This window comes from Leifsonia virtsii, assembly GCF_030433675.1.
Classification (GTDB): Bacteria; Actinomycetota; Actinomycetes; order Actinomycetales; family Microbacteriaceae; genus Leifsonia; species Leifsonia virtsii.
In genome coordinates this window covers 625,385-650,238 of sequence record NZ_JAROCB010000001.1, presented here as the reverse complement: position 1 = coordinate 650,238, position 24,854 = coordinate 625,385, and the positions used below count along the sequence as shown (strand labels likewise).

Sequence of the window (24,854 nt, the reverse complement as noted above, 5' to 3'; positions counted from 1 at the left end):
GGCCGTTCTCACCGAACCGGTGGGAGCGGCCTTCTCGCGTGCGGGCGGCTGTTGCGGCGACCGACCGCTGCGGCGAACAGCCCGAACAGCCCGAGCCCGGCGACCAGCAGCTCGATGCCCCGGCTGAGCAGGACCGCGGGGGTCGTCGTCGTGCCGAGCGGCACATCCGCGACCATGTGCCCCGGTTTGAAGGGCGGGATGGAGCTGAGAGTCCGTCCATCCGGTCCGATGATCTGGCTGCTGCCGACGGTCGAGATGTTCACCAGAGACCGTCCCGCCTCGATGGCGCGCAGGCGCGCGATCGCGAGCTGCTGCTGGTTCTCGTCCGTCTCGCCGAAGTCGGCGTTGTTCGTCTGCGCGAGGATCACCTGCGCTCCCCCGCGCATCATGTCGGTGAGCAGCTGGTCGTCGACGATGTCGAAGCAGATCGAGATCCCGGCGCGGACGCCGCCGATGTCGAACACGTTGTCGCGCGTACCCGGCGTGTAGTCGCGTCCGATCAGGTCGATCAGGGAGGGCGCGAACGGCCGCCAGAACGCGCGGTCGGGCACGTACTCGCCGAACGGCACCGGGTGCTTCTTGTCGTAGTAGTCGACCGCGCCTTTGCCTGCCTCCCACTGCAGCGAGGTGTTGTAGAAGCGCGCGTCGCGCTGCGTGATGGTGCCGACGATGAAGGGAGCACCGAACTTGCGGCCGAGCGCGTCCAGGATGGCCGCGTTGCTCGGGTCGCGGGTCGGGTCGGGCATCGCCGAGCCCTCCGGCCAGACCACCATGTCGACCTTCTTCGTGCCCGTCGCTTCCGACGAGGGGATGCGCAGCGTCTCCGCCACCTGGGTGTCGAACACCGCGGTGGGCGCCGCATCGTCGAAGTAGCCGGCCGGGCCGTTGCCCTGCACCGCGGCGATCCGCGTGGTGCCGTGCGTGGTCGCGGGCCACGCCGGGATAGCGAGCACCACCGCGGCCGCCGTGCCGGCGAGCAGGGCGCGCTGCGCCGTCCGGACGTCGACCGCAGCCGGGAGCTCGACGAGCAGCGCCACGAGCCACACCATCACGAAGCTGACGCCGGAGATCCCGAGCCACGCGACGAGAGGCGCGAGCGGGCTGGTGGACTGCGACTCGGCGACCCGGCCCCACGAGAAGCCGCCGTAGGGCCACGTGCCCGTCACCAGCTCCCGCAGCACCCACAGCCCCGCCACGATCACCGGGAGCAGCCCCAGCCTCCCGAGCCGCGTCGGGAAGGCCCGGGGCACCCACCGGTACGCCAAGGTGATCAGGATGCCGCCGACGCCCCAGAACAGCGCCTCCAGCGTCGACAGGGCCACCCACGGCACCGGGCCGAGATAGAGGGCCGTCCAGGATACGTGGACGAGGTAGAACGACTCCCCCGCCAGCCACCCGACCAGGAACGCGGAGCCGGCGCGGCGACCGTGCTGGGCCAGCAGCACCATGGCGATGCCGACGAAGGTGAGCGGCCAGATGTCCTTGTCCGGGAAGCCGGCGTCGAGCACCGGGCCGGCCGCGATCGCGGTGAGGACCGCGAGCCAGAGCGGGAGGCGGGCTCGCGGAACGGTGTGCACGAAGGGAGAGCCTAAGCCATCCCGCTGTGGCGGCCGCCCAGCAACACCCTCGCGTCTGCTTTGCTTCGTCACGTGTGCGGGCGCGCGCGCAGCCGCGGACGTTCCGCTGGGCCGCAGCCGCTCGCGCCGGCCGCTACGCGACCGACGAGTAGGCGACGATCCCGCGGCGGATGGACTCCAGCGCCTGCCGGGCGACCCGGCCGACATTGCCCTGCGCGACGAGCGACAGCTGGTCGAGCAGGTCGATCGTCTGCTTCGTCCAGCGCACGAAGTCGCCCGCCGCCATGTCGGCCTCGCTGAGCACCGCGTCGAGTCCCTGGCCGCGGGACCACATCCACATCGCGAGCGAGATCGCGGTCGACGGCGGCTCGCTGCCCGGGAGGCGGTTGTCCTGCTCCAGGTCGTCGAGCCGGCTCCACAGTTCGATCGTGCGCTCCAGCGCCGGGCGGAACGCGCCGCGCGGGAGCGTGCGCTCATTCGCCAGACCCTCGTCGCGCCGCGGCTCGAACACCAGGGCGCACGCCATGGCGGCGAGGCCGGGCGCGTCCAGGTCCTTCCAGACGTTGCGCCGCAGGCACTCCGCCACGAGCAGGTCCCGCTCGCCGTAGATGCGCTTGAGCGTGCGGCCGTGGACCGTGAGGGCGGTCTCGCCGTCCTCCTTCGCCAGATAGCCCAGCTCCAGCAGCACCTCCGACACGCGGTCGAAGACCTTTGCGACGGCGCCGGTGCGGGACTGGATCTGCGCCCGTAGCCGGTCGGTGTCGCGCTTGAGCTTCCACCAGCGCTCCGCCCAGCGCGCGTGCTGCTCGCGCTCGGTGCAGCGGTGGCACGGGTGATCCTTCATCCGCTTGCGGAGGGCGGCCAGCTGGCGCTGCCGCGTCTCCCGTTCGCCGTTGGAGGCCGACTCGATCCGGGAGCCCTTGCGTTCGAGGTCGGTGAGCTCGCGGCGGATCGAGAAGTACTCTTTGAAGTCGCCGAGGTGGCAGGTCATGGCCTCCTCGTACCCGGCGAGCGACTGCTCCTGCTGCATCGCCTTGCGCGCGAGGTCGACCACCGCGCGGTCGGCCTGGAACTGCGCGAACGACGACTCCAGGATTTCCCGGGTGCGCGTCCTGCCGAACTGGTCGATCAGGTTGACGGCCATGTTGTACGTCGGCCGGAAGCTGGAGTTGAGCGGGTAGCTCCGGCGGGAGGCGAGCGAGGCGACAGACTGCGGGTCGAGGCCGTCCTCCCACTGGATGACCGAGTGACCCTCGACGTCGATGCCGCGCCGGCCCGCGCGGCCGGTGAGCTGCGTGTACTCGCCCGGCGTGATCGGCACGCGCGCCTCGCCGTTGAACTTCTCCAGCTTCTCCAGCACCACCGTGCGGGCGGGCATGTTGATGCCGAGCGCGAGCGTCTCGGTGGCGAACACGACCTTCACCAGCTTGCGCCGGAACAGCTCCTCGACGACCTCCTTGAACGCCGGGAGCAGACCCGCGTGGTGGGCCGCGACGCCGCGCTCCAGACCCTCCAGCCACTCCCAGTAGCCGAGCACGGCGAGGTCTTCGTCGAGCAGCGTGCGGCAGCGGTCCTCCACGATCTCGCGGATCTCGTCGCGCTCGTGCTTCTCCGTCAGCCGCACGCCCGCGCGCAGCACCTGCCGCACCGCCTGGTCGCAGCCGTTGCGGCTGAAGATGAAGAAGATCGCCGGCAGCAGGTTGCGGTCGCCGAGCAGGGCGACCAGGTCGGCCCGGTTCATCCGGAACCCGTCGGGCCGGCCGCCCTTCGAGTGGTAGCGCCCGACATCGCGCATCTGCCGGCTGCTGAGCACCCGGCCTCCGTAGCGCGCCATCTGCACGAGCTCCGGGTTCACCCGGTTGGTCGCCGCGAGCCCCGACGAGTCGAACAGATCGATCAGCTTCGAGCGCATCAGGATGTGCTGCTCCAGCGGCACCGGACGCTCCTCCGACACGACGACGTCGGTGTCGCCGCGCACCGCCTGCAGCCAGTCGCCGAACTCCTCCGCGTTCGACACGGTGGCACTCAGCGACACCATCCGCACCTCCGACGGCAGGTGGATGATGACCTCCTCCCACACCGCGCCGCGGAACCGGTCGGCCAGGTAGTGCACCTCGTCCATCACGACATACGCGAGGTCGGTGAGCAGGTCGGAGTCGGCGTAGAGCATGTTGCGCAGCACCTCGGTCGTCATCACGACGATGCGCGCGTGCGAGTTGATGTTGGTGTCGCCGGTGAGGAGGCCCACCGACTCCGGCCCGTACGCCTCCACGAACTCCTGGAACTTCTGGTTGCTGAGCGCCTTCATCGGCGTCGTGTAGAAGACTTTGGCGTTGGCCTCCCGCATCGCCAGGAACACCGCGAACTCGGCGACGATCGTCTTGCCCGCGCCCGTCGGCGCGGCGACGAGCACGCTGCGGCCGCGCTCGAGGGCCGCGCACGCCTCCCGCTGGAACGGGTCGAGGTCGAACCGCAGCCCCTCCCGGAAGGTCTCGAGCAGCGGCTGGCGGGCTCGGTCGCGAGAGGCGGCGTACCGCTCCGCCGGCGAGAGCGTCTGGTCGGTCACGCCACCAGCCTATGCCCGGTCGCTCAGGGCCCGGTCGCTCAGGTGGCGAGCTCGGCCTCCAGGCGGCTGGCCGCCTTCGCCGCGCGCCGGTCGTGCAGCCAGGCGACGCCGTAGGCCGCGAAGTACAGCGCGACCATCGGGATCGCCAGCAGGAACATCGACAGCACGTCGGCCGCGGGCGTGGCGATCGCGGTGAAGAGGGCGATCAGGATGAGCGCCCAGCGCCACGAGGCGATGATCGACTTCGCGCTGACCACGCCGACGAAGTTGAGCAGCACGAGGAAGACCGGCAGCACGAATGCGATGCCGACGGCGATCACGAGCTTCAGGATGAAATCGAAGTAGGTCTTCGCCTGGATGATCGCGGAATCCGGTTCCGGCGCGAAGCTGGCGAGCAGGCTCACGATGTGCGGCACGAGCAGCCAGCCGGTCACCCCGCCCGCGATGAACAACGGCACGGCGGTGAAGAAGAACCCGAAGCCGTACTTGAGCTCCTTGCGCGTCATCGCCGGCACGAAGAAGGCCCAGATCTGGTAGAGCCACACCGGGCTGGAGATGATCGCGCCGATGGTGACCGCGACCTGCATCTTCAGGTCGAACGCGCCCGTGATGCTGTCGTAGTTCAGCATGGCCTCGCGGCCCTGCTGCTTGGCGATGTCGGTGATCGGACCGCGCAGCGCGTTCATCACGTAGTCGCTGAGGAACCATCCGATGACGGCGCCGACCAGCAGTGCGAGCGCGGAGCGGAAGAGGCGTTTGCGAAGCTCGATGAAGTGCTCGGCGAGCGTCATCCGTCCTTCGCGGTTCTTGCCTCGCTTCGTGGAGGCCACCGGACTAGGACTTCGGGTTCGACTCGGTCGAGGGGTCGACGGGAGCGGGCGCCGGGGCGACGGTGTTCTGCGTCGTGCCGGTGGTGGTGCCGTCGGCCGGCTTGTCGGCCGCGCCGTCCTTGCCGTCCTTCTTCAGCTCGTCGACCTCGCCCTTGAAGATCCGCATCGACTGGCCGATGCTCTTGGCGAGGGCCGGCAGCTTCGGCGCACCGAAGAGCAGCAGGATCACGGCGAGGATGATGAGCAGGTGCCATCCGGTCAGTCCTGCGAACATGAGATCAGGTCCTTCTCAAAAGGTGGGCGAAGCGATCCGGAACCGTCGCCGGATCCACATCGACGAGTAGTCTACCGCGCCTGACCCGCGCGTCCCTGCGAGCTTGCCTTGCGAAAGCGCGCTCGGTCAGGTGCTCCTGACGCTGCGCGGAGAGCTCCGCGGCGTCGGCCAGCACGGCCGGCTCGAACGTGTCCTGGAGGTCTTCTGCACGGCGCGAGAGGGCATCCGCCTTCTCCATCAGCTCGGCGGCCTCGCGCCCGGCGGCGACCACCTTGCGGAACAGCCACCAGGCGAAGAAGGCGAGCATGCCGAGCAGACCGAGCACGAGCACGGTCCAGATCACCAGCCACGACCACCAGGGCATGCGCTCAGCCTACCCGCCGCCGCGGTCGCGCTGCCTGCAGACCGGCCGGCCGGGTCAGCGGTACCGCTCGACGCCCGCGCGCGCCCAGCCGGCGACGACCCTGCGCGCCTCGGGCGGGTCGAGCACGGTGAGCACGCCCGACAGCCCTGCGACGAGCCGCTTCAGCCCGTGGAAGTGCGCCACGCGCAGCCGCGTCCGCACCACGCCGTCCCGCTGCTCCCGCTCTGCACCCTCGGGGATGTAGTCCTCGATCAGCGGGATGGCCGACGCCGAGACCTCGACCGTTACGAGCAGGTCGTCCGGCGTGCCGGTGAACAGCGTCTCGGGCAGCTTGACGTCGCCGGGGCGGTAGGTGATCGGCTCCTCCGTCGCCACCAGGTCGTCGATCCGGTCAAGCCGGAAGGTGCGGATGGCGGTGCGCAGGTGGTCCCAGCCGCGCAGGTACCAGTCCTGGTCGACGGACTCGATCCGCAGCGGGTCGACGCGGCGCCGCTCCCGCTCCCCGCGCGAGCTGAGGTAGTCGAACTCCACCTGCACCCCGGCGATGACCGCGTCGCGGATGGTGGCCAGAGCCTCGTCGGTCTCCGACCGCGCAACGGCCACCTCGCTCGGCGCGGCGGACGCGCCGCGCGCGAGCTTCGCCATGAGCGAGCCGATCGCATCCCGGTCCGCGTTCTCCGGCAGAGCCGTCAGGTACTGCAGCCCGGCGATCAGCGCGGCCGCCTCGCGGGCGGAGAACCGCGGCGAGTCGTCGATCGCGACCTGGTGGGTGAGGACGATCTGGTCGTTCTCCTCGAAGTCGTCCCAGGCGATGTCGAACAGGTCGCCCGGCTGGTACGCGTTCGTCTCCCCCGGGATGCCGGACACGGCGATCAGCCGCACGGCGTCGCGCAGCTGCTCCTGGTCGACGCCGAAGTGCTCCGCGGCCTCGGCGACGCTCACCCGGTCGCGGTCCATCAGGTACGGGACGAGGGCGAGCAGGAAGGCGAGCTTGTCCTGCGCCTGCATCGGGCGCTTGCGCTCAGCCATGGTGCGTCTCCCCCGCTGCCGTCGGGGACACGGAGTCGTCGTGCGCGGCGAGAGTCGTCTCCAGCCGCCGCAGCACGTGGGCGCGCAGCTCGGGCGGTGACAGCACCAGCACCTCCGGTCCGAAGGACGCGAGCTGGTCGGCCAGGATGTTGATGTCGGAGAAGTTGACGGTCAGCCGCACCGGCTGTCCGTCCGCCCCGACCGGGACGGCGTCGCCGTAGCGTTTGCCCAGCCGCGTCGCCGCGTCGGTGCCGGCGGTGACCTCGATCTCCGCGAGGTTCGACTCCCAGATGCGCTCCAGCTCCAGCAGCGCCCGCTCGGCGAAGGGCTCTCCGTCGACGCGGTACTGATCCGGGTCGAAGACGCGCGCGGTCAGCTTGACCGGCCCGACGATCCGCGAGAGCAGGAACGTGCGCGAACCGTGCGCCTCCTGGTCGATGCCTTGCAGGTGCCAGCGGCCCTGGTGCTGCACGAGCGACAGCGGCGCGACGGTCCGCTGCCGTGAGGCGCTCTCGCCGGGCTTGAGGTACGGGAACTGCACCATGACACGCCGCTCGAGTGCCTGGCTGAGCGGGTCGAACGCGCTCTCGCGCACGCGCAGCCGCGGGGCGTACCCGACCACGGGGTCGTCGGCCTCCACGCCGAGCGAGCGCAGCTTCATCAGGGCGCGGCGGGACTCCCCCGACAACGACCCTTCGCGCCAGACGGCGGCGGCGAGCCCGAGCAGGGTCAGTTCCTCCGGCGAGAAGCTCACATCGGATGGAAGGTCGTATGCCCCTTTGGGAATGCGATACCGCAGCAGCTGGTTGTTGCCCGACGCCTCAGGAGCCTCGACCGTCTCCAGCGGCACGCCGAGCTCGCGGATGTCGTCCTTGTCGCGCTCGAACTGCCGCTCCAGGCTGCTGTTGTCGCCGTGCGGTTCGTACCGCTGCCGGTACCCCTGAACCGTCGACAGGATCTCGCTCTTGGTCAGGCCGTTCTCGGTCGCCAGCAAGGCCAGCACGAGGCTGAACAGGCGCTCCTCGACCGGGACGCGCGCGGGCGAGGCGGGAGAACGGGACACCCGTCCATCCTAGTCCGCGCTAGCGCACCCCGAGGATGTCGACAACCCACGCCGCAGCGGGAACCTGGCCCTCCGCCGGCGCTTCGACGACCACCTGCGAGCCGACCTTCTTGCCGACCAGCTGGCCGAGAACGCTCTGCGGGAGCGCCTGGTTCAGCTGGCTCTGGCCGGTGCCGATCGAGACGATGTCCGGGGATCCGGACTGCCAGCTGGAGAACACCACGTTCTTGTTCTCCCAGCCGACGGCCGTGTACTGCAGGACGGCGATCGAGTCCTTCTTCACCGTCGCACCGTCGCCCGCCTTCAGCTCTTCGGTGCGCAGCTTCTTCGGGGCCCCGCCGGACGACGGGATGGTGATGCCCGGCTGCCCGGTGGGCGCCAGCACGACCGTCGGGAAGCCCGACACCGACGGACGGACCGCGCCGTCGGCCTTCGCGAGGTACGCCTTCAGGATGTCGACCACGAGCACACCGGAGCTGGTCGCGCCGGAGCCCCCCGCGTCCTTCGGAGAGATGACGACGGCCACGCGCGACCCGACCGGGGCGCACTGCAGCCCCTTGCTGAGCGCGGCGTTGCCCGAGCCGAGCGCGAGCGGGTAGGTGTCTCCGCTGCCGTAGGAGGTCTGCTGCACCTGGCCGGTCTTGCCGTCGAGGATCGTGTACTGGATCTCGACGACCTGACCCTTGTGCACCTGCTCGCCGGTGCCCTCGGTGATGATGCTGCGCTCCGACTTCGTGGTGTCGAGCGGGGTCGGGACCGTGATCTTCGGCTTCGAGCCGATCTTGCCCGTGGCCTCCACCAGCTGGGACGCCTTGCCCGACGGCAGGGCCGTGCCGCAGTCGGTGTTGGGGTCCGTCGAGCAGGCGGTCAGCGCGACGGCCACCAGCCCGGCGGCTCCGATGACGGCGGCGATTCTGCCGAGCGCGGGTGCGCGGCGACCGGTTGCGTTGGGCACGGGTCCTCTTTCGATCCGAACGGCGGGGGTCCGGGCTGTCCGCTGTCGCGGCACGTTAGCCCGGCTTCTCATGCTAGCCGACGCCCGGTGCGTCCTCGTCCGCATCGCGTCCCTTTGCCAGCTCCGCGCTGGCCGTCGCCTCGCGCATGCGCTTGCGGAGGCTCTTCGGGCTCGACTGCCGCTCCCCGAGCGCGCCGGGTGTCCACGCCTCGACGTCCTCGGCCGAGTAGTCGGACTTGGACGGGCGGCGCTTGAGCTCGGGCAGCACGGTGCCCGGAGCCAGCCGGCGCGCGGTGATGAGGAAGCCCGTGTGCGCGATCATGCGGTGGTCGGGACGCACGGCGAGGCCCTCGACGTGCCAGCCGCGGACCATCGTCTCGCTCGACTGCGGGTGCGTGTAGTCGCCCGAGGCGCGGATGGCCTCCGCGACCCGCGACAGCTGGGTCACCGTTGCGACGTAGCAGAGCACCACGCCGCCGGGCTTGAGCGCGGCGGTCACGGCGTCGAGCGTCTCCCACGGTGCGAGCATGTCGAGCACGACCCGGTCGACGCTGCCCGGCTCGACCGCCTCCGGCAGGGTGTCCTGCAGGTCGCCGACCCGCACGGTCCAGTTCTCGGGGTCGCCGCCGAGGAAGGTGGCGGCGTTGGCGCGGGCGACCTCGGCGAACTCCTCGCGGCGTTCGAAGGAGTGCAGCCGGCCCTCCGGTCCGATCGCCCGCAGCAGCCAGAGCGAGAGCGCGCCGGAGCCGACGCCGGCCTCCACCACGGTCGCGCCGGGGAAGACGTCGGCCAGGGCGAGGATCTGGGCCGCGTCCTTCGGATAGACGATCGCGGCGCCGCGCGGCATCGACATGACGAAATCGGTGAGCAGCGGCCGGAGAGCCAGGTGCTCGACGCCCGCGTTGTTGGTGACGACCGAGCCGTCGGGCAGGCCGATGATCGCGTCGTGCTCCAGCACCCCGCGGTGGCTGTGGAACAGCTTGCCGGGCTCCAGGGTGATGGTGTTCATCCGGCCCTTCGGCCCGGTGAGCTGTACGCGGTCGCCCGCGCGGAAGGGTCCGGAGCTGCGTGGGGTCTCGGTCATCGGGCGGTCGCCTCCTTGCGCGCTCGCGCCACCGCGATCACATCGTCGGCGCTCCGGCCCTCCAGCGTCGGCCACAGGATGTGCTCGTCGGACTCGGGAAGCGGCACGATGTGCGGAACGCCGATCGCCGTCGCTCCCGCTTCCACGGCGGAGGCGAGACCGACGAGCGAGTCCTCGATCGCGACCGCGTCGCGCACGTCGACGCCGAGCAGCCCGGCGGCCTTCAGATAGGGTTCCGGGGCGGGCTTCGGCGCGTCCACCTCGTCGCCGCTGACGATCACGTCGAACGCGGGGAACGGGATGTGGGCGACGATCTGCTCCGCCATCCGGCGCACCGACATCGTGACGAGCGCCGTGGGGATGCCGCGTCCGCGCACCTCCTCCAGCAGTTCGCGCGCGCCCGGACGCCAGGGGACGCCCTCCTCGTCGAGCTTGCGCTGCACCCGGTCGGTCAGCCACTGCACGATCTCGTCCGCCTCCATCGCGACGCCGTGCGCGCGCAGGATCTCGGCGGAGTTCCACAGGCCGAGGCCGACGAGCAGCAGACCGTCGTCGTGGGTCCAGGTACCGCCGAACGACCCGACGAGCTCCTGCTCGGACGCCATCCAGTACGGTTCGGTGTCGACGAGGGTGCCGTCCATGTCCCACAGCACGGCGGCGGGCAGGTCGGAGGCGGGCGGTTGTTCGCTGCGAGGGGAAGACGCGGTCACAACGGGCAAGTCTATCGGGAGGGGGTCGGGCCTATCCTTGAGGGATGGCGTCCCGACTCAGGCGCCGGGAAGGGACGGGGACAGCTTCGTGACAGACGGACAGAACATCCTCGGCGGCCGCATTCTCGTGGTGGCCTTCGAAGGCTGGAACGACGCCGGCGAGGCCGCGAGCGGTGCGGTGAAGACGCTGAAGGAGCAGCTCGACGTCGTGCCGGTGGCCGAGGTCGACCCGGAGCTCTACTTCGACTTCCAGTTCAACCGGCCCGTGGTGACGGACGACGACGGCCGCCGCAGGCTGATCTGGCCGTCCGCGGTCGTCTACGGTCCGTCGCTTCCCGGCCGCATCGGCGAGGACCTCGCCGGCGACGCCGAGCTGACGGTCACCGGAGACAACGCCGGCAACATCTTCCTGCTGCTGGGCACCGAGCCGTCGCGCAGCTGGCGCAGCTTCACGGCCGAGATCATGGATGTCGCCCTCGCCGCCGACATCGGTGCGGTCGTCTTCCTCGGCGCCATGCTCGCCGACGTGCCGCACACGCGGCCGATCTCGGTGTTCGCCTCGAGCGACAACGCCGCGGTGCGTGCTGAGCTCGGGGTCGAGCGGTCGACGTACGAAGGACCGGTCGGCATCCTGAGCGCTCTCGCCGAGGGCGCGGAGGACGTCGGCATCCCGACCATCATGATCTGGGCCTCTGTGCCGCATTACGTGCACAATGCCCCGAGCCCGAAGGCCGTACTCGCGCTCATCGACAAGCTCGAGGAGCTGGTCGACGTCACCATCCCACGTGGCACCCTCGTCGACGAGGCCGCGGCGTGGGAGGCGGGCATCGACGCGCTCGCGGCGGACGACGACGAGATGGCGACGTACATCCAGCAGCTGGAGCAGGCGCGCGACACCGTCGACTCGCCGGAGGCCAGCGGCGAGGCGATCGCGCAGGAGTTCGAGCGCTACCTGCGCCGCCGCGGCGACGGCCGCGACGGCGGCACCGCCGGGCGCGCGCCCGACGACCCGCGCCGCGGCTGACCGCGGGTCAGGCGGCGAGCACGCCCGTGCCGAGCAGGATCATCAGCAGCACGCCGAGCGCGATGCGGTAGATCACGAACGGCAGGAAGCTGCGGCGCGAGATGTACCCCATGAAGAACGCGATCACGAGCAGGCCGACGACGAACGCGACGATCGTGGCCGCGGCCGTCTCGACCGGGCCGAACACCTCCACCGTGCACGTGCCGGCCTTCGCCAGCGCCTCCGTGCACGGCTCCTTCACCGCCTTGTAGAGCTGGTAGAAGCCGCTGCCGAAGACCGCCGGCAGCGCCAGCAGGAACGAGTACCGAGCGGCCGCCCTGCGCTGGTAGCCCATGAACAGCCCGGCGGTGATCGTGCCGCCCGAGCGCGAGACGCCCGGGATGAGCGCGAGAGCCTGGGCCAGGCCGAAGATGATCCCGTCGACCCAGGTCAGCTCTCGCAGCCGCTTGGTCTTGGCGCCCACCCAGTCCGCGATCCCGAGCAGGATGCCGAAGACGATCAGCGTCGTCGCGACGATCCACAGCGACCGGAAGACGGTCTCGATCTGGTTCTGGAACAGAAGCCCGAGCACCACGATCGGGATGCTGCCGAGGATCACCAGCCAGCCCATCCTGGCGTCCGGGTCGTTGCGCGGGATGCGCCCGAACAGGGCCCGGAACCACTGTGCGACGATGCGCGTGATGTCGCGCCAGAAGTACAGCAGGACGGCGGCCTCGGTGCCGAGCTGGATGATCGCGGTGAACCGCGCACCCGGGTCTGCTCCCGTGCCGAGCAGCTCACCGACGATGCGGATGTGCGCCGACGACGAGATCGGGAGGAACTCGGTGAGCCCCTGGACGAGGCCGAGGATGATGGCGTTGAGGAAGTTCATGCGTGACGTGTGATCCCGGTGGTGAGGTGGGCAGGGCGCGCGCTCAGTACACGCGCAGCAGGTCGCGGAGCACGGTCCTCCCGAACACTAGCGCGTCGAGCGGAACCCGCTCGTCCACCCCGTGGAACATGCCGGGGAAGTCGAGCTCGGCAGGCAGCCGCAGCGGCGCGAACCCGTAGCCCGTGATGCCGAGCCGGCTCAGCGCCTTGTTGTCGGTGCCGCCCGAGAGGAGGTACGGCAGCACGGGCGCGCCGGGGTCGTGACGCTCGAGGGTGCCGGTGATCGCCTCCACCAGGCCGCCGCCGAACTCCGCCTCGAGCCCGATGTCGCGGTGCATCACCTGGATCTCGACGTCGTCGCCGATGAGCTCCCGCACGCGGGCGAGCACGGCGTCCTCCTCGCCCGGCAGGGTACGGATGTCGATGAGCGCCTCGGCCGTGTCGGGGATGACGTTGTGCTTGTACCCGGCCTCGAGCAGCGTCGGGTTGGTGGTCGCGCGCAGTGTCGCCAGGATGAAGCCGGCGGCGGTGCCCGTGCGGAGGACCACCTCGTCCGGCCCGACGCGCTCCGGGTCGACGTCGAGCAGGCGGCCGAGCTCGGCGATCAGGCGCTCGGTCGTCGCGGTGAGCTGGACGGGCCACTCCTCACGCCCGAGCGCGACAACGGCCTCGGCGAGGCGGGTGATCGCGTTCTCACGGATCAGGCGGGAGCCGTGGGCCGCGCGGCCTCGGGCGATGAGCTTGATCCAGACCAGGGACTTCTCCCCCGTCTGCAGCAGGTACGCACGGCGGCCGGCCAGATCGATGGAGTAGCCGCCGACCTCGCTGATCGCCTCGGTGGCGCCTGCGAAGAGCTTCGGCTGCGTGTCGACCAGGAAGTGCGACCCGCGCCGCCCGCCGTCCTCCTCGTCGGCGAAGAACGCGACGACGAGGTCTCTCGCCGGCCGCTCCCCCGCCCGGAGGATGTCGCCGACCGCGGTCAGGATCATCGCATCCATGTTCTTCATGTCGACGGCGCCACGGCCCCAGAGCAGGCCGTCTTTGATCTCGCCGCCGAACGGATCGACCGTCCAGTTGCGGGGGTCGGCCGGCACGACGTCGAGGTGGCCGTGGACGACGAGGGCGGGCTTGTCCGGGTCGCTGCCTTCGACGCGTGCCACGACGCTCGCGCGACCGGGATCGGACTCGAACACCTGCGGCTTCAGCCCGAGCTCGGCGAGCTTCGCCTCGACATACGCGGCGGCCTCCGCCTCGCCGTTCGACCGGCCCTTGCCGTAGTTCGTGGTGTCGAACCGGATCAGGTCGCGGGCGATGACGGCGGTCTCGTCGAGGGCGGGCTCGGGCGGGCGGCGTTCGTCGGTCATCCCCCAACGCTACCTGCCGCGACCGGCCGTCGTCCCGCCACGCCCGGGGTGTGTGGACAAGTCATCCCACTGTGGGAAACCGTGCTAATGTCTTTCTTCGGCAGCCGGAGAGGTTCGGCGGCCGACACCTGAGTCCGGGTGGCGGAAATGGCAGACGCGCTAGCTTGAGGTGCTAGTGCCCGTATAGGGCGTGGGGGTTCAAGTCCCCCCTCGGACACAACACGAAGGCCCCGGTCGTATCGACCGGGGCCTTCGCCGTTCCTCTGCGGGACTATGGTGTCGCTGTGCCCGGCAAGAAGCGGTCCTCCTCCAGCCTGTTCACCGTGCTGCTCGCCTTCGGCGCCAACATCCTGGTGGCGATCGCGAAGACCGTCGCGGCCGCGATCACCGGGTCCGCCTCGCTCGTGGCGGAGGCGGCGCACTCCTGGGCCGACGCCGGCAACGAGGTGTTCCTCCTCCAAGCGGAGCGGTCCGCCGCGCGCCCCCGCGACGACGCGCATCCCGGCGGCTACGGCCGCGACGCCTACGTGTGGAGCCTGTTCGCGGCGGTCGGACTCTTCACGGCCGGCGCGGTCGTGTCGATCATGCACGGCGTCTCGGCCCTCGGCTCGGACGAGCAGGACACCGACTACCTGATCGGCTACCTCGTGCTCGCCGCCGCCTTCGTCTTCGAGGGCATCTCGTTCATCCAGTCGTACCGGCAGGCGCACGCCAAGGCCGCGACCTCCGGCACCGGCACGTTCGAGCACGTCCTGCGCACCTCCAATCCGACGTTGCGGGCCGTGTTCGCCGAGGACTCCGCCGCGCTCGTCGGCCTCGTCATCGCCTTCCTGGGCCTCCTGCTGCACGAGCTGACCGGCAACCCGTTCTGGGACGCGCTCGGCTCCATCCTCGTCGGCGTGCTGCTGGCGATCGTCGCGGTCGTCCTGATCGAGCGCAACAGGAGCTTCCTGGTCGGGAAGCAGGGCTCCGACCGCGCCTGGCAGGCGGCGCTCACCGCGCTGCTGCAGCACCCCGAGGTCGAGAAGGTGACCTACCTGCACCTCGAGTACGTCGGCCCCGAACGGTTCTACCTGGTGGCCGCGGTTGATTTGGTCGGCGACGACCGGGAGTCGGATGTCGCCGCCGACCTCCAGGCGGTCGAGGCGGAACTCGAGCGCTCGGAGTGGGTGACGGAGGCCGTCCTCACCCTCTCCCGTCCGGGCGCCGAAGCCCTCGTGCCCCGGCCGGACGAGGACTCCGAGTCGGCCGCACAGGCATTGCGGCCATAGCGGTCAGATTCCGACCGCATGCTGTGCACAATGGATGCATGGCAAGTACCGGCTCCCGAGCGCTCCAGCTCCTCTCCCTCCTCCAGACCCACCGCTACTGGCCGGGCCAGGAGCTCGCCGAGCGGCTCGGCGTATCGCCGCGTACCCTCCGGCGCGACGTCGAGCGGTTGCGCGACCTGGGCTATCCGGTCGACGCCACCCGGGGCGTGGCAGGCGGGTACCAGCTGGCCGCCGGCGCCTCCCTCCCGCCCCTCGTCGTGGACGACGACGAGGCGGTGGCGCTCGCCGTCGGGCTGCGCACCGCGGCCCAGAGCGGCATCGCCGGGGTCGACGAGGCCTCCGTCCGCGCGCTGGCCAAGGTGGTGCAGGTGATGCCGCCGCAGCTCCGGCGACGGGTGGATGCGCTGCGCACAACGACACTCTCCACGACCTTCGGGCCGGGCCCGACCGCCGACGCGGGCGTGCTGACCGTGCTGGCCCAGGCCTGCCGCGACGAGGAGCGGCTCGACTTCGCCTACGTCGCCCGCGACGGCCAGGCCTCCACGCGCACGGTCGAACCCCACCGCCTGGTCTCGATCGAACGCCGCTGGTACCTCGTCGCCTACGATCTGACGCGGTTCGACTGGCGCAGCTTCCGCCTCGACCGCATCGCCGAGCCGCGTCCCACCGGCACGCGCTTCCGGCCGCGCACCCTTCCGGCGGAGGACGCCGCCGAGTACGTCCGCGAGTCGCTGCACTCCGCGGTGGAGCCGATGGTCGTCGAGGCGATCGTCGAGGCGCCGCACGACCGCGTCCTGGATGTGCTGGGCCGCTGGGCCACGGTCGAGGAGCGGGGCGACGGCACCTGCTTCGTGCGCATCACCGCGGACAGCGCGGAGTGGGCGCTGTTCGGGCTGGCGGCCGTCGACGGGCCGTTCCGCATCGTCGGGCCGGAGGAGGCCGTCGTCGCCGCGGCCGACTGGGGCGAGCGCTTCACCCGCTCCGCCGCCGCGCTGGGCATCGAGGCCGCCACGGCCGGCCCCGACGACCACGCCCTAGGATCGAAGGGATGACGACCGCCGCCCGCACCCCGAGCCCCGCCGACATCCGGCGGTGGCGCCGCTACCTCGCCGATGAACGCGCCGAGGCCGCGGTCTACCGCGACCTCGCCAGCCGGAGGCAGGGCGAGGAACGCGAGATCCTCCTCGCACTGGCCGAGGCCGAGCGCCGGCACGAGCAGCACTGGGTCACCCTTCTGGGCGAGCGGGCCGGAAAGCCGCTTCGCGGCGACCTCCGCACGCGGATGCTCGGCTGGCTCGCCCGGCGCTTCGGCTCCGTCTTCGTGCTCGCGCTCGCGCAGCGGGCCGAGGCGCGCTCCCCGTATGCGGACGATGTGGACGCGACGCCGCAGATGGCGGCCGACGAGCAGGTGCACGAGGAGGTGGTGCGCGCGCTCGCCGCCCGCGGCAGGCAGCGGCTCTCCGGCACCTTCCGCGCCGCCGTCTTCGGCGCGAACGACGGCCTCGTCAGCAACCTGGCGCTGGTGCTCGGCGTGAGCGCCAGCGGTGTCCCCACCCATGTCGTGCTGCTGACCGGCATCTCCGGCCTCCTCGCCGGCGCGCTCTCGATGGGTGCGGGCGAGTACGTCTCGGTGCGGTCGCAGCGCGAGCTGCTCGAGGCGTCCACACCCAATCCGGCGACCGGGTCGGCCCTCCCCCACCTCGACGTGGACGCGAACGAGCTCACCCTCGTCTACCGCGCCCGCGGCATGGCGCCGGAGGAGGCCGCCGAGCACGCCAGAGAGGTGCTGTCGAGCCTGCAGCCGGTCACCTCCCCCGTCCCCCTCGCGGCCGCGCCTTCGGAGGCCGCGGACGAGCACGAGGCGATCGGCACCGGCTGGAGCGCCGCGCTGTCGAGCTTCTGCTTCTTCGCGTCGGGTGCGCTCATCCCGATCATCCCGTTCCTGTTCGGGATGACCGGCACGGCTGCGATCATCGTCTCGGCCGTGCTCGTCGGGATCGTGCTGCTCGGCACCGGAGCCGTCGTCGGGCTGCTCTCGGGCGCGTCGCCGCTCAAGCGCGCCGTGCGGCAGCTGCTGATCGGCTACGGTGCCGCCGCGGCGACCTACGTGCTCGGCCTGCTCTTCGGCGCGACCGTCGGCTAGCGCCTCCTGCCGCCGTCGGTGCCGTACGCGATCGCGCCGACCAGCGGGATGAGCAGGAACCACAGCCACGAGTACTGGTAGCCCCAGGCGTACCCGGTGATGAAGAACAGGATGAGCGAAACGAACGGGATGATCGACACCGCGAGCAGGCCCCACCGGCTCGACGGCTCCCGGCCGCCCCATCCCGAACGGCCGTCGTACGGCTGCTGCGGGTAGCCCGGCTGCGCGTACTGCGGGCCGGGGTAGCCCGGCGCGGGTGCGGCCGCCGGACCGGGGTGCCCGGCTCCGGCTCCGGCTGCGGCCCCGGGATGCGGATCGAGCTGCGGACCGCCCGGCAGGTCGGCGAACAGCGGCGCCAGATCGCCGCGCGTCACCGCGGACCGGGCGGCGGCGGACCGCGCCTGCAGCTCCTCGTCGGTGAGCCGCCCCTGCGCGGCGTGGGACTGGAGCGCCGCCACAGCGCGCTCCCTCTCGTCGTTGCTCAGGCGCAGCGAGGCGCCGGACGGATCGGTGGTGTCGGCCATAGACGCCAGTATGGCAGCGACGGGCGTCATCCGGGGGTGCGATGTCGGCGCCCGGGGGTTACACTCCTGTTCGAACGTATGTTCGATAGGCGAGGTGAGCAGCATGACCGAGATCGACGAGGCGGTCGCCGTGTGGACGACCGACGACGGCGTCCCTACGCGGCTGGTGTGGCGATCCACCCGCTACCGCGTGTCGGACACCCCGACGGTCTGGGCGGAGGTGTGCGCGTGGTGGCGCCCGTTCGGCGAGCATCGCTACACGGTCGGCAGTCTTCCGCGGGAGATCGGCGGCTGGCGGTTCCAGGGCACGAGCGAGGACGGCGACGCGCACGTGTTCGACGTCCGCCACGACGCGTTCGACCGCACCTGGCGGCTGGTGCGCGTCTTCGACTGAACCCAGCGTGGCACCGCGCGGGGCCCGGTCCGGTCGCATAGCCTCCATCGGGTGATGGACGACCGCTACGGAACCGATGTGCTCGCAGGCGACTGGCGGAGCGCCGGCCGCACGCCCGTGCCCGAGGTGGAGGCCGTGTGCGACCTGGTGGTCGAGGAGGCCTCGAGCGGGTTCTGCGGGGCGGTCACGCGGCTCGAGGCGCAGACCGTCGAGCTGGAGGACTACTTCGGCAAGAAGCGCGTCTTCCCGCTGACCGGCTCGTTCCTCATCGACGGGTCGCCCGTCCGGCTCGTCGTCCCGCGGCGCACGCAGGACGGCCGCACCCGCACCGCCTCCGGCTCGTTCGCGGTCGGCGACCAGAAGGCGCGCGTCGCCCGCGCGAGCCGCATCTTCGTCGAGGGCCGCCACGACGCCGAGTTGGTCGAGCGGGTCTGGGGCGACGACCTGCGCGTCGAGGGCGTCGTCGTGGAGTACCTGGAGGGCGTCGACGACCTGGACGCGATCGTGAAGGAGTTCCGGCCTGACCGCGGCCGGCGCATCGGCGTGCTCGTCGACCATCTGGTCGCCGGCTCCAAGGAGAGCAGGATCGCGGAGCAGGTCGCGCGCGGGCCGTACGGCGAGCACGTGCTCGTGGTCGGCCATCCGTTCGTCGACATCTGGCAGGCGGTGAAGCCGGCGCGGGTCGGGCTCGCGGAGTGGCCGCGCATCCCGCGATCGGTCCCGTGGAAGCACGGCATCTGCGCCGCCCTCGGCCTCCCGCACGAGACGCAGGCCGACATCGCGCGCGCCTGGAAGCGCATTCTCGGCCAGGTGCGGTCGTACTCCGACCTGGAGCCCGAGCTGCTCGGCCGCGTGGAGCAGCTGATCGACTTCGTCACGGAGCCGCAGGGGCGCTAGCCGGGGCGCCTGCCGGGGCGCGTTCGGTCGGGGCTTCGGTCGCGGCTCGTTCGAATGTCCGACATTAGGCAGCCCAGACGGAGATTCGAACGTTCGAGCGCTGGTGTGGCGGGGAGGCTCGCAGTCGCCCGTGTCGGCGGCCCGGCGTACGCTGTCGTGGCACGACCGGGAGTTCTCCACAACCCGCAGATTTCTATTTGCGCGGTTCGAACATATGTTCGAAAATGGGAGCATGACATCGGCAGCTCCCCACCTCCGCGAACCGGTCGCCGACCGGGCGCAGGTGCATGAGCTGCAGACCCGCATCCGGCAGATGCAGGCCACCAAGCTCGAGAGCCGCACACTGCAGACGCATCCCGCGCTCTCCCCGCTGCTGCCGGGCGGCGCGCTCAAGGCCGGGGGCGCCTATTCGGTGCGGGGGTCGACGACCCTGCTGATGGCCATGCTGGCCGGGCCGAGCGCCGCCGGGGCGTGGTGCGGCGTGATCGGCATGCCCGACTTCGGGGCGGAGGCCGCAGGGCGGTTCGGCATCGACCTGGAGCGGCTGGTGCTGGTGCCGCATCCCGGCGACGACTGGCTGACGGTGACGGCGGCGGTCGTCGACGTGCTCAGCGTGGTCGTGGTGGCGCCGCCCTCCCGCGCCAGAGACGGCGACATCGCTCGGCTGAGCGCCCGCCTGCGGCAGCGCGAGACGACCCTGATCGTCGCGGGCGACTGGCCGCAGGTCGAAGCGACGCTCACGGTCGCCCGCAGCGGGTGGGACGGCCTGGGCACGGGCAACGGCTACCTGTCGTCGCGCCGGGTGACCGTGGAGTCCGTGCCGCGCGGCGGCTCCGGCCCCCGGCGCACCGCCGAGCTGTGGCTGCCCGCACCAGACGAGCGGTTCCTCGCCGAGCGCTCCGTCGCCTCCGGCCCGACACTGCTCGAGGCGGTGGTGTAGATGGCGGGCAGTGTGCAGCAGGCCGTCACTCGCGCGATCGTGCTGTGGTACCCGGACTGGCCGATCGTGGCCGCCAGGCAGGCTCTCGAGCTGTCGGACGATCTGCCGGTGGCGCTGGTCGAGAAGGGGGTCGTCTTCGCCTGCTCCGCGGCGGCCAGGGCCGACGGGGTGAAGCGCGGGCTGCGGATGCGCGAGGCGCAGTCGCGCTGCCCGCAGCTCGAGGTGGTGCCGTACGACCCGGTGCTCGACGCACGCGCGTTCGAGCCCGTGCTCGCCGCGATCGAGGAGATCACGCCGGGGGTCCAGCCGGTGCGGCCGGGCACCTGCGTGCTGCGGGCGCGCGGTCCGGCGCGGTACTACGGCGGAGAAGAGGAGGCGGCGGCCGAGCTGCTGCGCTGCCTGGAGGGGCTGGAGCTGCCGGCGGCGCGGGTGGGCGTCGCCGACGGCCCGTTCGCCGCGGAGCAGGCGGCACGCTCCACCGGATCCGCCCGCGTGCGGGTCATCCCCTCGGGCGGCTCCCCCGCCTTCCTCGCTCCGCTGCCGGTCTCCCAGCTCGGCCTCACCGAGTTGACGCCGCTCCTCCGGCGGCTGGGGCTGCACACCCTCGGAGACCTCGCCGCCCTCCCCCGCGTCGACCTGCGGGAGCGGTTCGGCGAGCGGGGCGAGCTGGCGTACACCCTCGCCAGCGGACTCGACGCCACGGCGGTCGTCCCCCGCACGCCGCCGAAGCAGCTCGACCGCGCCATCGAGTTCGAGCCGCCGCTCGACCGCGTCGACCAGGTGACCTTCGCCGTCCGAGGCACCGCGGAGCAGTTCGTCGCCGGCCTCACCAAGGCCGGCCTCGTGTGCACCTCGCTGCGGGTGGAGGTGACCGACGAGTCCGGCCGGGTCAGCGAGCGCACCTGGCTCCACCCCCGGCTGTTCTCCGCACCCGACGTGGTCGACCGGGTGCGCTGGCAGTTGCAGGGCGCGGGGTCCATCGACAGCGGGCTGGCGTCGCCGATCGCCCGGGTGATGCTTGAGCCCGCGGCAGTCGACGACATCGGCCACCACGAAGACGGCCTCTGGGGCGGCGGGGCCGACGAGCGCATCCACCACGGGCTCACGCGCGTGCAGAGCATGCTCGGGCACGAGGCCGTGGTCACGGCCACGATCGGCGGAGGCCGGGCTCCCGCCGAACGGCAGGTGCTCGTGCCGTGGGGCGACCGGCCGGTGGGGGTCGCGCGCGCCGACCGGCCGTGGCCCGGCTCGCTGCCCGCCCCCGCGCCGTCGACGGTGTTCGAGGTGCCGCGTCCCGTCGCGGTGCTCACCGAGGAGGGCACCACGGTCGAGGTCACCGACCGGGGCGATGTGACCGCGCCGATCGCCCGCTTCTCCCCCACGGGCGTGGCGGCCGACGCCCGGCCGGTCGACTCGTGGGCGGGGCCGTGGCCGGTGCGCGAGCGGTGGTGGGACGCCACGCTGTCCCGCGCGATGCACCGCTTCCAGCTGGTCGACGCCGACGGCACGGCATGGCTGCTCGCCCTGGCCGGCTCCGGCTGGTTCGCGGAAGCACGGTACGACTGATGGGCTGGAACAACCCGCCCATCCCGTGGGCCGAGTTCGAGCGGCGACTCTCCGGCCGCCGCACCGGGCAGCAGCCCGACGAGCGGCCGTCGTCGCGCAAACGGCAGAAGTACGTTCCGCAGGCCATCCCCGAGAGCACAGAGGGCGTGGTCCCGTACGCCGAGCTGCACGCGCACAGCAACTTCAGCTTCCTCGACGGCGCCTCCTCGCCGGAGGAGCTGCTGGAGGAGGCCACCCGGCTCAGTCTGCATGCTCTGGCGCTCACCGACCACGACGGCCTCTACGGCGCCGTCCACCTTGCCGAGGCGGCGGAGGCCTACGACAGAGTCGAGACGGTGTTCGGCGCCGAGCTGTCGCTGTCGCTCAGCAAGCCGCAGAACGGAGAGCCCGACCCCGAGGGCAGCCACCTCGTGGTGCTCGCCCGCCGCCAGGAGGGCTACCACCGGCTCGCGTCGGCGATCACGGCCGGCCAGCTCGCCGGGGAAGAGAAGGGGCGCCCGGTCTACCGGCTCGACGAGCTCGCCGAGCAGTCCGGCGGCCAGTGGATGGTGCTGACCGGCTGCCGCAAGGGAGAGGTCCGCCGCGCCCTCTCCCGCAGCGCAGAGGGCGCGGAGCGGGGAGAGCGCGCCGCGGAACGCGAGGTCGCCAGGCTGGTCGACCTGTTCGGGGCCGACAACGTCCTCGTCGAGCTGATCGACCAGGGCGGCCCGCGCGACTCCACCGACAACGACATCCTCGCGCGCATCGCCGGCCGCCTGGGGCTGCCCACGGTCGCCACCAACAACGTCCACTACGCGAGCCCGGCCCAGTACCCGCTCGCCACGGCGGTCGCCGCGGTGCGTGCGCGACGCAGCCTCGACGAGCTCGACGGCTGGCTGCCCGCCTCCGGCGCCGCCCACCTGCGCAGCGGAGCCGAGATGGCACGGCGGTTCGCCCGCTACCCCGGCGCGGTCGAACGCACGGTCGAGGTGGCGGACGACCTCTCCTTCCGTCTCCGCAGCGCGCGCCCGAGACTCCCGAAGCTCCCGGTGCCGGAAGGGCAGACACCGATGAGCTGGCTCCGCGAGCTCACCTGGCGCGGCGCCGCCGAGCGCTACCCCGACCTCGACCGCACGCCGCACAAGCGGGAGCGCATCGAACGCGAGCTCGACGTGATCGAGGCGAAGGACTTCCCTGGCTACTTCCTCATCGTCTATGACATCGTCCGGTACGCCCGCGGGCAGGGCATCCTCTGCCAGGGCCGGGGCTCGGCCGCCAACTCGGCGGTCTGCTACCTGCTCGGCATCACCGCGGTCGACTCCATCAAGTACGACCTGCCGTTCGAGCGCTTCCTCTCCAGCATGCGAGAAGAGGAGCCCGACATCGACGTCGACTTCGACTCCGACCGCCGCGAGGAGGTCATCCAGTACGTCTACCGCACCTACGGCCGGCACAACGCGGCCCAGGTCGCCAACGTCATCACCTACCGGCCGAAGAACGCGGTGCGCGACATGGCCAAGGCGCTCGGCTACTCCACCGGGCAGCAGGACGCCTGGAGCAAGCAGATCGACTCGTGGGGCGCCGTCCAGACCAGCGACGACCACGACATCCCGAGCGACGTGGTCGGGCTCGCCCAGCAGGTGCTGAAGTTCCCCCGCCACCTCGGCATCCACTCGGGCGGCATGGTGCTCACCGACCGGCCCGTCGGCGAGGTCTGCCCGATCGAGCACGCCCGCATGGAGGGCCGCACGGTGCTCCAGTGGGACAAGGACGACTGCGCCTGGATGGGCCTCGTGAAGTTCGACCTGCTGGGCCTCGGGATGCTGTCCGCCCTCGACTACGCCATGCGCGCCATCGAGGCGTCGCTCGGCGAGCGGTGGACGCTCGACAGCATCCCGAAAGAAGAGCAGGGCGTGTACGACATGCTCTGCCGTGCCGACTCCATCGGCGTGTTCCAGGTGGAGAGCCGCGCCCAGATCGGCACGCTCCCCCGGCTGCAGCCGCGCAGCTTCTACGACCTCGTGATCGAGATCGCGCTCATCCGGCCCGGCCCCATCCAGGGCGGCGCGGTGCACCCGTACATCCGCCGCAAGCTCGGCAAGGAGCCGGTCACCTACCTGCACCCGTCGCTCGTGCCCGTGCTCGAGCGCACGATGGGCGTCCCGCTGTTCCAGGAGCAGCTGATGCAGATGGCGGTCGCGGTCGGCGACTGCACGGCGGAGGACGCCGACCTCCTCCGCCGCGCCATGGGCTCAAAACGCGGCGTCGAGAAGATCGGGGCGCTCAAGGCCAAGCTGTACGACGGGATGGCGCACAACGGCATCACCGGGGACGACGCCGACGCCATCTACGAGAAGATCGAGGCGTTCGCGAACTTCGGGTTCGCCGAGAGCCACGCCATCAGCTTCGCCCTGCTGGTCTACGTCAGCTCCTGGATGAAGCTGCACTACCCCGGCGCGTTCCTCGCCGCGCTGCTGCGGGCCCAGCCGATGGGGTTCTACTCGCCCCGCACGCTCACCGCCGACGCCCGCCGGCACGGCGTCGTGGTCCACCGGCCCGACATCCGGCGGTCCGGCGTCTTCCCGCTGCTCGAACCGCTCGACGACCGCCGGCCGGGCCCCACAGGCACCGACCCGTGCCTCGAGACCGACCAGCCCCCGATCGACCCGTTCGACCCGGCGGTCGGCCTCGACTTCGCCGCGCACCGCCGCGACGCCGGCCACGCCGTCCGGCTGGGGCTCGCCGGCGTCACCTCCATCGGCGAGAAGCTGGCGGAGCGCATCGTCGCCGAGCGTGAGGCGTCCGGGCCCTACCGCGACCTCGGCGACCTCGCACGCCGGACCGGCCTCAACACCGCCCAGCTGGAGGCGCTCGCCGCGGCGGGGGCGTTCGAGGGCTTCGACCTGAGCAGGCGGCAGGCGATCTGGGAGGCCGGCAACGCCGCGCAGGAGCGCCCGGAGTACCTCGCGGGCACCGCGATCACGGTCCAGCCGCCCCTCCTGCCGATGCTCTCCCCCGCCGAGCAGCTCGCCAGCGACCTCTGGTCGACGGGCATCTCGACCGACGACCATCCGATCCGCTTCCTGCGCCCGGCCCTCGCCGCGCGCGGCGTCTACCCGGCCGACCGGCTCGCCGGAGGAGAGTCGGGCCGCCGCATCGAGGTGGGCGGCGTCGTGACCCACCGGCAGCGGCCCGCCACCGCCGCGGGCGTGACGTTCCTCAACATCGAGGACGAGACCGGCATGGTCAACGTCGTGTGCCCGGTCGGCGTCTGGAACCGCTACCGCCGGGTGGCCCGGCAGGCGCCGGCGATGATCGTGCGCGGCATCCTCGAACGCAGCGAGGAGGGCGTCGTCAACATCGTCGCCGACAAGCTCGAGGCGCTCGACACCGGCATCCGCACCGTCTCCCGGGACTTCCGATGACGTCG

22 protein-coding genes and 1 tRNA gene are annotated in these 24,854 nt (G+C 71.6%); 10 read left to right on the top strand and 13 right to left on the bottom strand.

Annotated elements, in window-relative coordinates; all coding sequences use genetic code 11:
* Nucleotides 1–8: 8 nt before the first annotated feature.
* From lnt to P5G59_RS03100, 10 genes are all read right to left on the bottom strand, one after another.
* Entirely contained in the window at nt 9–1,577 is a 1,569-nt protein-coding gene (lnt, locus tag P5G59_RS03145; protein WP_301215889.1) for an apolipoprotein N-acyltransferase, read from the bottom strand.
* Between the two features lie 133 nt (nt 1,578–1,710).
* The gene (locus P5G59_RS03140; RefSeq protein ID WP_301215886.1) at nt 1,711–4,143 is read right to left on the bottom strand and encodes a DEAD/DEAH box helicase; all 2,433 of its coding nucleotides are present in this window, start codon (nt 4,141–4,143) and stop codon (nt 1,711–1,713) included.
* Between the two features lie 38 nt (nt 4,144–4,181).
* On the bottom strand, nt 4,182–4,934 hold the full coding sequence (gene tatC / locus P5G59_RS03135) for a twin-arginine translocase subunit TatC (protein ID WP_301216993.1): 753 nt from the start codon (nt 4,932–4,934) through the stop codon (nt 4,182–4,184).
* 43 nt (nt 4,935–4,977) lie between these two features.
* Nucleotides 4,978–5,247 (bottom strand): Sec-independent protein translocase subunit TatA, encoded by a 270-nt coding sequence (tatA, locus tag P5G59_RS03130; protein ID WP_301215883.1) that lies wholly within the window; start codon nt 5,245–5,247, stop codon nt 4,978–4,980.
* A gap of 4 nt (nt 5,248–5,251) precedes the next feature.
* Nucleotides 5,252–5,611, bottom strand: coding sequence for a hypothetical protein (locus P5G59_RS03125; RefSeq protein ID WP_301215880.1), 360 nt, complete (start codon nt 5,609–5,611; stop codon nt 5,252–5,254).
* Nucleotides 5,612–5,665: 54 nt separating this feature from the next.
* The gene (locus P5G59_RS03120; RefSeq protein WP_301215877.1) at nt 5,666–6,640 is read right to left on the bottom strand and encodes a helix-turn-helix transcriptional regulator; all 975 of its coding nucleotides are present in this window, start codon (nt 6,638–6,640) and stop codon (nt 5,666–5,668) included.
* A complete protein-coding gene (locus tag P5G59_RS03115) occupies nt 6,633–7,703 on the bottom strand; it encodes a helix-turn-helix transcriptional regulator (protein ID WP_301215874.1) in 1,071 nt (356 codons plus the stop codon). The genes P5G59_RS03120 and P5G59_RS03115 overlap by 8 nt, the downstream gene beginning before the upstream one ends.
* A 19-nt stretch (nt 7,704–7,722) precedes the next feature.
* Complete coding sequence (locus tag P5G59_RS03110) at nt 7,723–8,658, bottom strand: FKBP-type peptidyl-prolyl cis-trans isomerase (protein ID WP_301215871.1); 936 nt, start codon at nt 8,656–8,658, stop codon at nt 7,723–7,725.
* 73 nt (nt 8,659–8,731) lie between these two features.
* Nucleotides 8,732–9,742, bottom strand: coding sequence for a tRNA (adenine-N1)-methyltransferase (locus P5G59_RS03105; RefSeq protein ID WP_301215868.1), 1,011 nt, complete (start codon nt 9,740–9,742; stop codon nt 8,732–8,734).
* Nucleotides 9,739–10,452 (bottom strand): HAD family hydrolase, encoded by a 714-nt coding sequence (locus P5G59_RS03100; RefSeq protein WP_301215865.1) that lies wholly within the window; start codon nt 10,450–10,452, stop codon nt 9,739–9,741. The genes P5G59_RS03105 and P5G59_RS03100 overlap by 4 nt, the downstream gene beginning before the upstream one ends.
* A gap of 88 nt (nt 10,453–10,540) precedes the next feature.
* Here P5G59_RS03100 and P5G59_RS03095 point away from each other — a divergent pair, with 88 nt between their 5' ends.
* Nucleotides 10,541–11,476, top strand: coding sequence for a proteasome assembly chaperone family protein (locus P5G59_RS03095; RefSeq protein WP_301215863.1), 936 nt, complete (start codon nt 10,541–10,543; stop codon nt 11,474–11,476).
* 7 nt (nt 11,477–11,483) lie between these two features.
* Here P5G59_RS03095 and P5G59_RS03090 read toward each other — a convergent pair whose 3' ends face one another.
* Entirely contained in the window at nt 11,484–12,347 is an 864-nt protein-coding gene (locus tag P5G59_RS03090; RefSeq protein ID WP_301215861.1) for an undecaprenyl-diphosphate phosphatase, read from the bottom strand.
* A 43-nt stretch (nt 12,348–12,390) separates the two neighbouring features.
* Entirely contained in the window at nt 12,391–13,710 is a 1,320-nt protein-coding gene (locus P5G59_RS03085) for a M20/M25/M40 family metallo-hydrolase (protein ID WP_301215855.1), read from the bottom strand.
* Between the two features lie 132 nt (nt 13,711–13,842).
* On the opposite strand from P5G59_RS03085, the gene P5G59_RS03080 reads away from it, so the two are divergent.
* From P5G59_RS03080 to P5G59_RS03065, 4 genes are all read left to right on the top strand, one after another.
* Nucleotides 13,843–13,927: transfer RNA gene (locus P5G59_RS03080), tRNA-Leu, on the top strand.
* A 67-nt stretch (nt 13,928–13,994) separates the two neighbouring features.
* Nucleotides 13,995–14,981, top strand: a complete 987-nt coding sequence (locus tag P5G59_RS03075; RefSeq protein WP_301215853.1) for a cation diffusion facilitator family transporter — start codon at nt 13,995–13,997, stop codon at nt 14,979–14,981.
* Between the two features lie 38 nt (nt 14,982–15,019).
* The gene (locus P5G59_RS03070; protein WP_301215850.1) at nt 15,020–16,033 is read left to right on the top strand and encodes a helix-turn-helix transcriptional regulator; all 1,014 of its coding nucleotides are present in this window, start codon (nt 15,020–15,022) and stop codon (nt 16,031–16,033) included.
* Nucleotides 16,030–17,124: a VIT1/CCC1 transporter family protein gene (locus P5G59_RS03065; RefSeq protein ID WP_301215847.1), complete on the top strand. Its 1,095-nt coding sequence runs from the start codon at nt 16,030–16,032 to the stop codon at nt 17,122–17,124. The genes P5G59_RS03070 and P5G59_RS03065 overlap by 4 nt, the downstream gene beginning before the upstream one ends.
* Here P5G59_RS03065 and P5G59_RS03060 read toward each other — a convergent pair.
* A complete protein-coding gene (locus tag P5G59_RS03060) occupies nt 17,121–17,648 on the bottom strand; it encodes a DUF1707 SHOCT-like domain-containing protein (protein WP_301215846.1) in 528 nt (175 codons plus the stop codon). The genes P5G59_RS03065 and P5G59_RS03060 overlap by 4 nt on opposite strands.
* 103 nt (nt 17,649–17,751) lie before the next feature.
* Between P5G59_RS03060 and P5G59_RS03055 the strand changes: the two genes are divergently transcribed.
* The 5 genes from P5G59_RS03055 (at nt 17,752) to P5G59_RS03035 (ending at nt 24,849) form a co-directional block, all read left to right on the top strand.
* On the top strand, nt 17,752–18,042 hold the full coding sequence (locus tag P5G59_RS03055) for a DUF6504 family protein (protein ID WP_301215844.1): 291 nt from the start codon (nt 17,752–17,754) through the stop codon (nt 18,040–18,042).
* 54 nt (nt 18,043–18,096) lie between these two features.
* Entirely contained in the window at nt 18,097–18,939 is an 843-nt protein-coding gene (locus P5G59_RS03050) for a DUF3097 domain-containing protein (RefSeq protein WP_301216991.1), read from the top strand.
* A gap of 232 nt (nt 18,940–19,171) precedes the next feature.
* Entirely contained in the window at nt 19,172–19,879 is a 708-nt protein-coding gene (locus P5G59_RS03045; RefSeq protein WP_301215841.1) for a hypothetical protein, read from the top strand.
* Nucleotides 19,880–21,445, top strand: a complete 1,566-nt coding sequence (locus tag P5G59_RS03040; protein WP_301215839.1) for a DNA polymerase Y family protein — start codon at nt 19,880–19,882, stop codon at nt 21,443–21,445.
* Nucleotides 21,445–24,849 carry an error-prone DNA polymerase gene (locus P5G59_RS03035; RefSeq protein WP_301215836.1) on the top strand — a complete coding sequence of 1,135 codons (3,405 nt, stop codon included), beginning with the start codon at nt 21,445–21,447 and terminating at the stop codon, nt 24,847–24,849. The genes P5G59_RS03040 and P5G59_RS03035 overlap by 1 nt, the downstream gene beginning before the upstream one ends.
* Nucleotides 24,850–24,854: the final 5 nt, after the last annotated feature.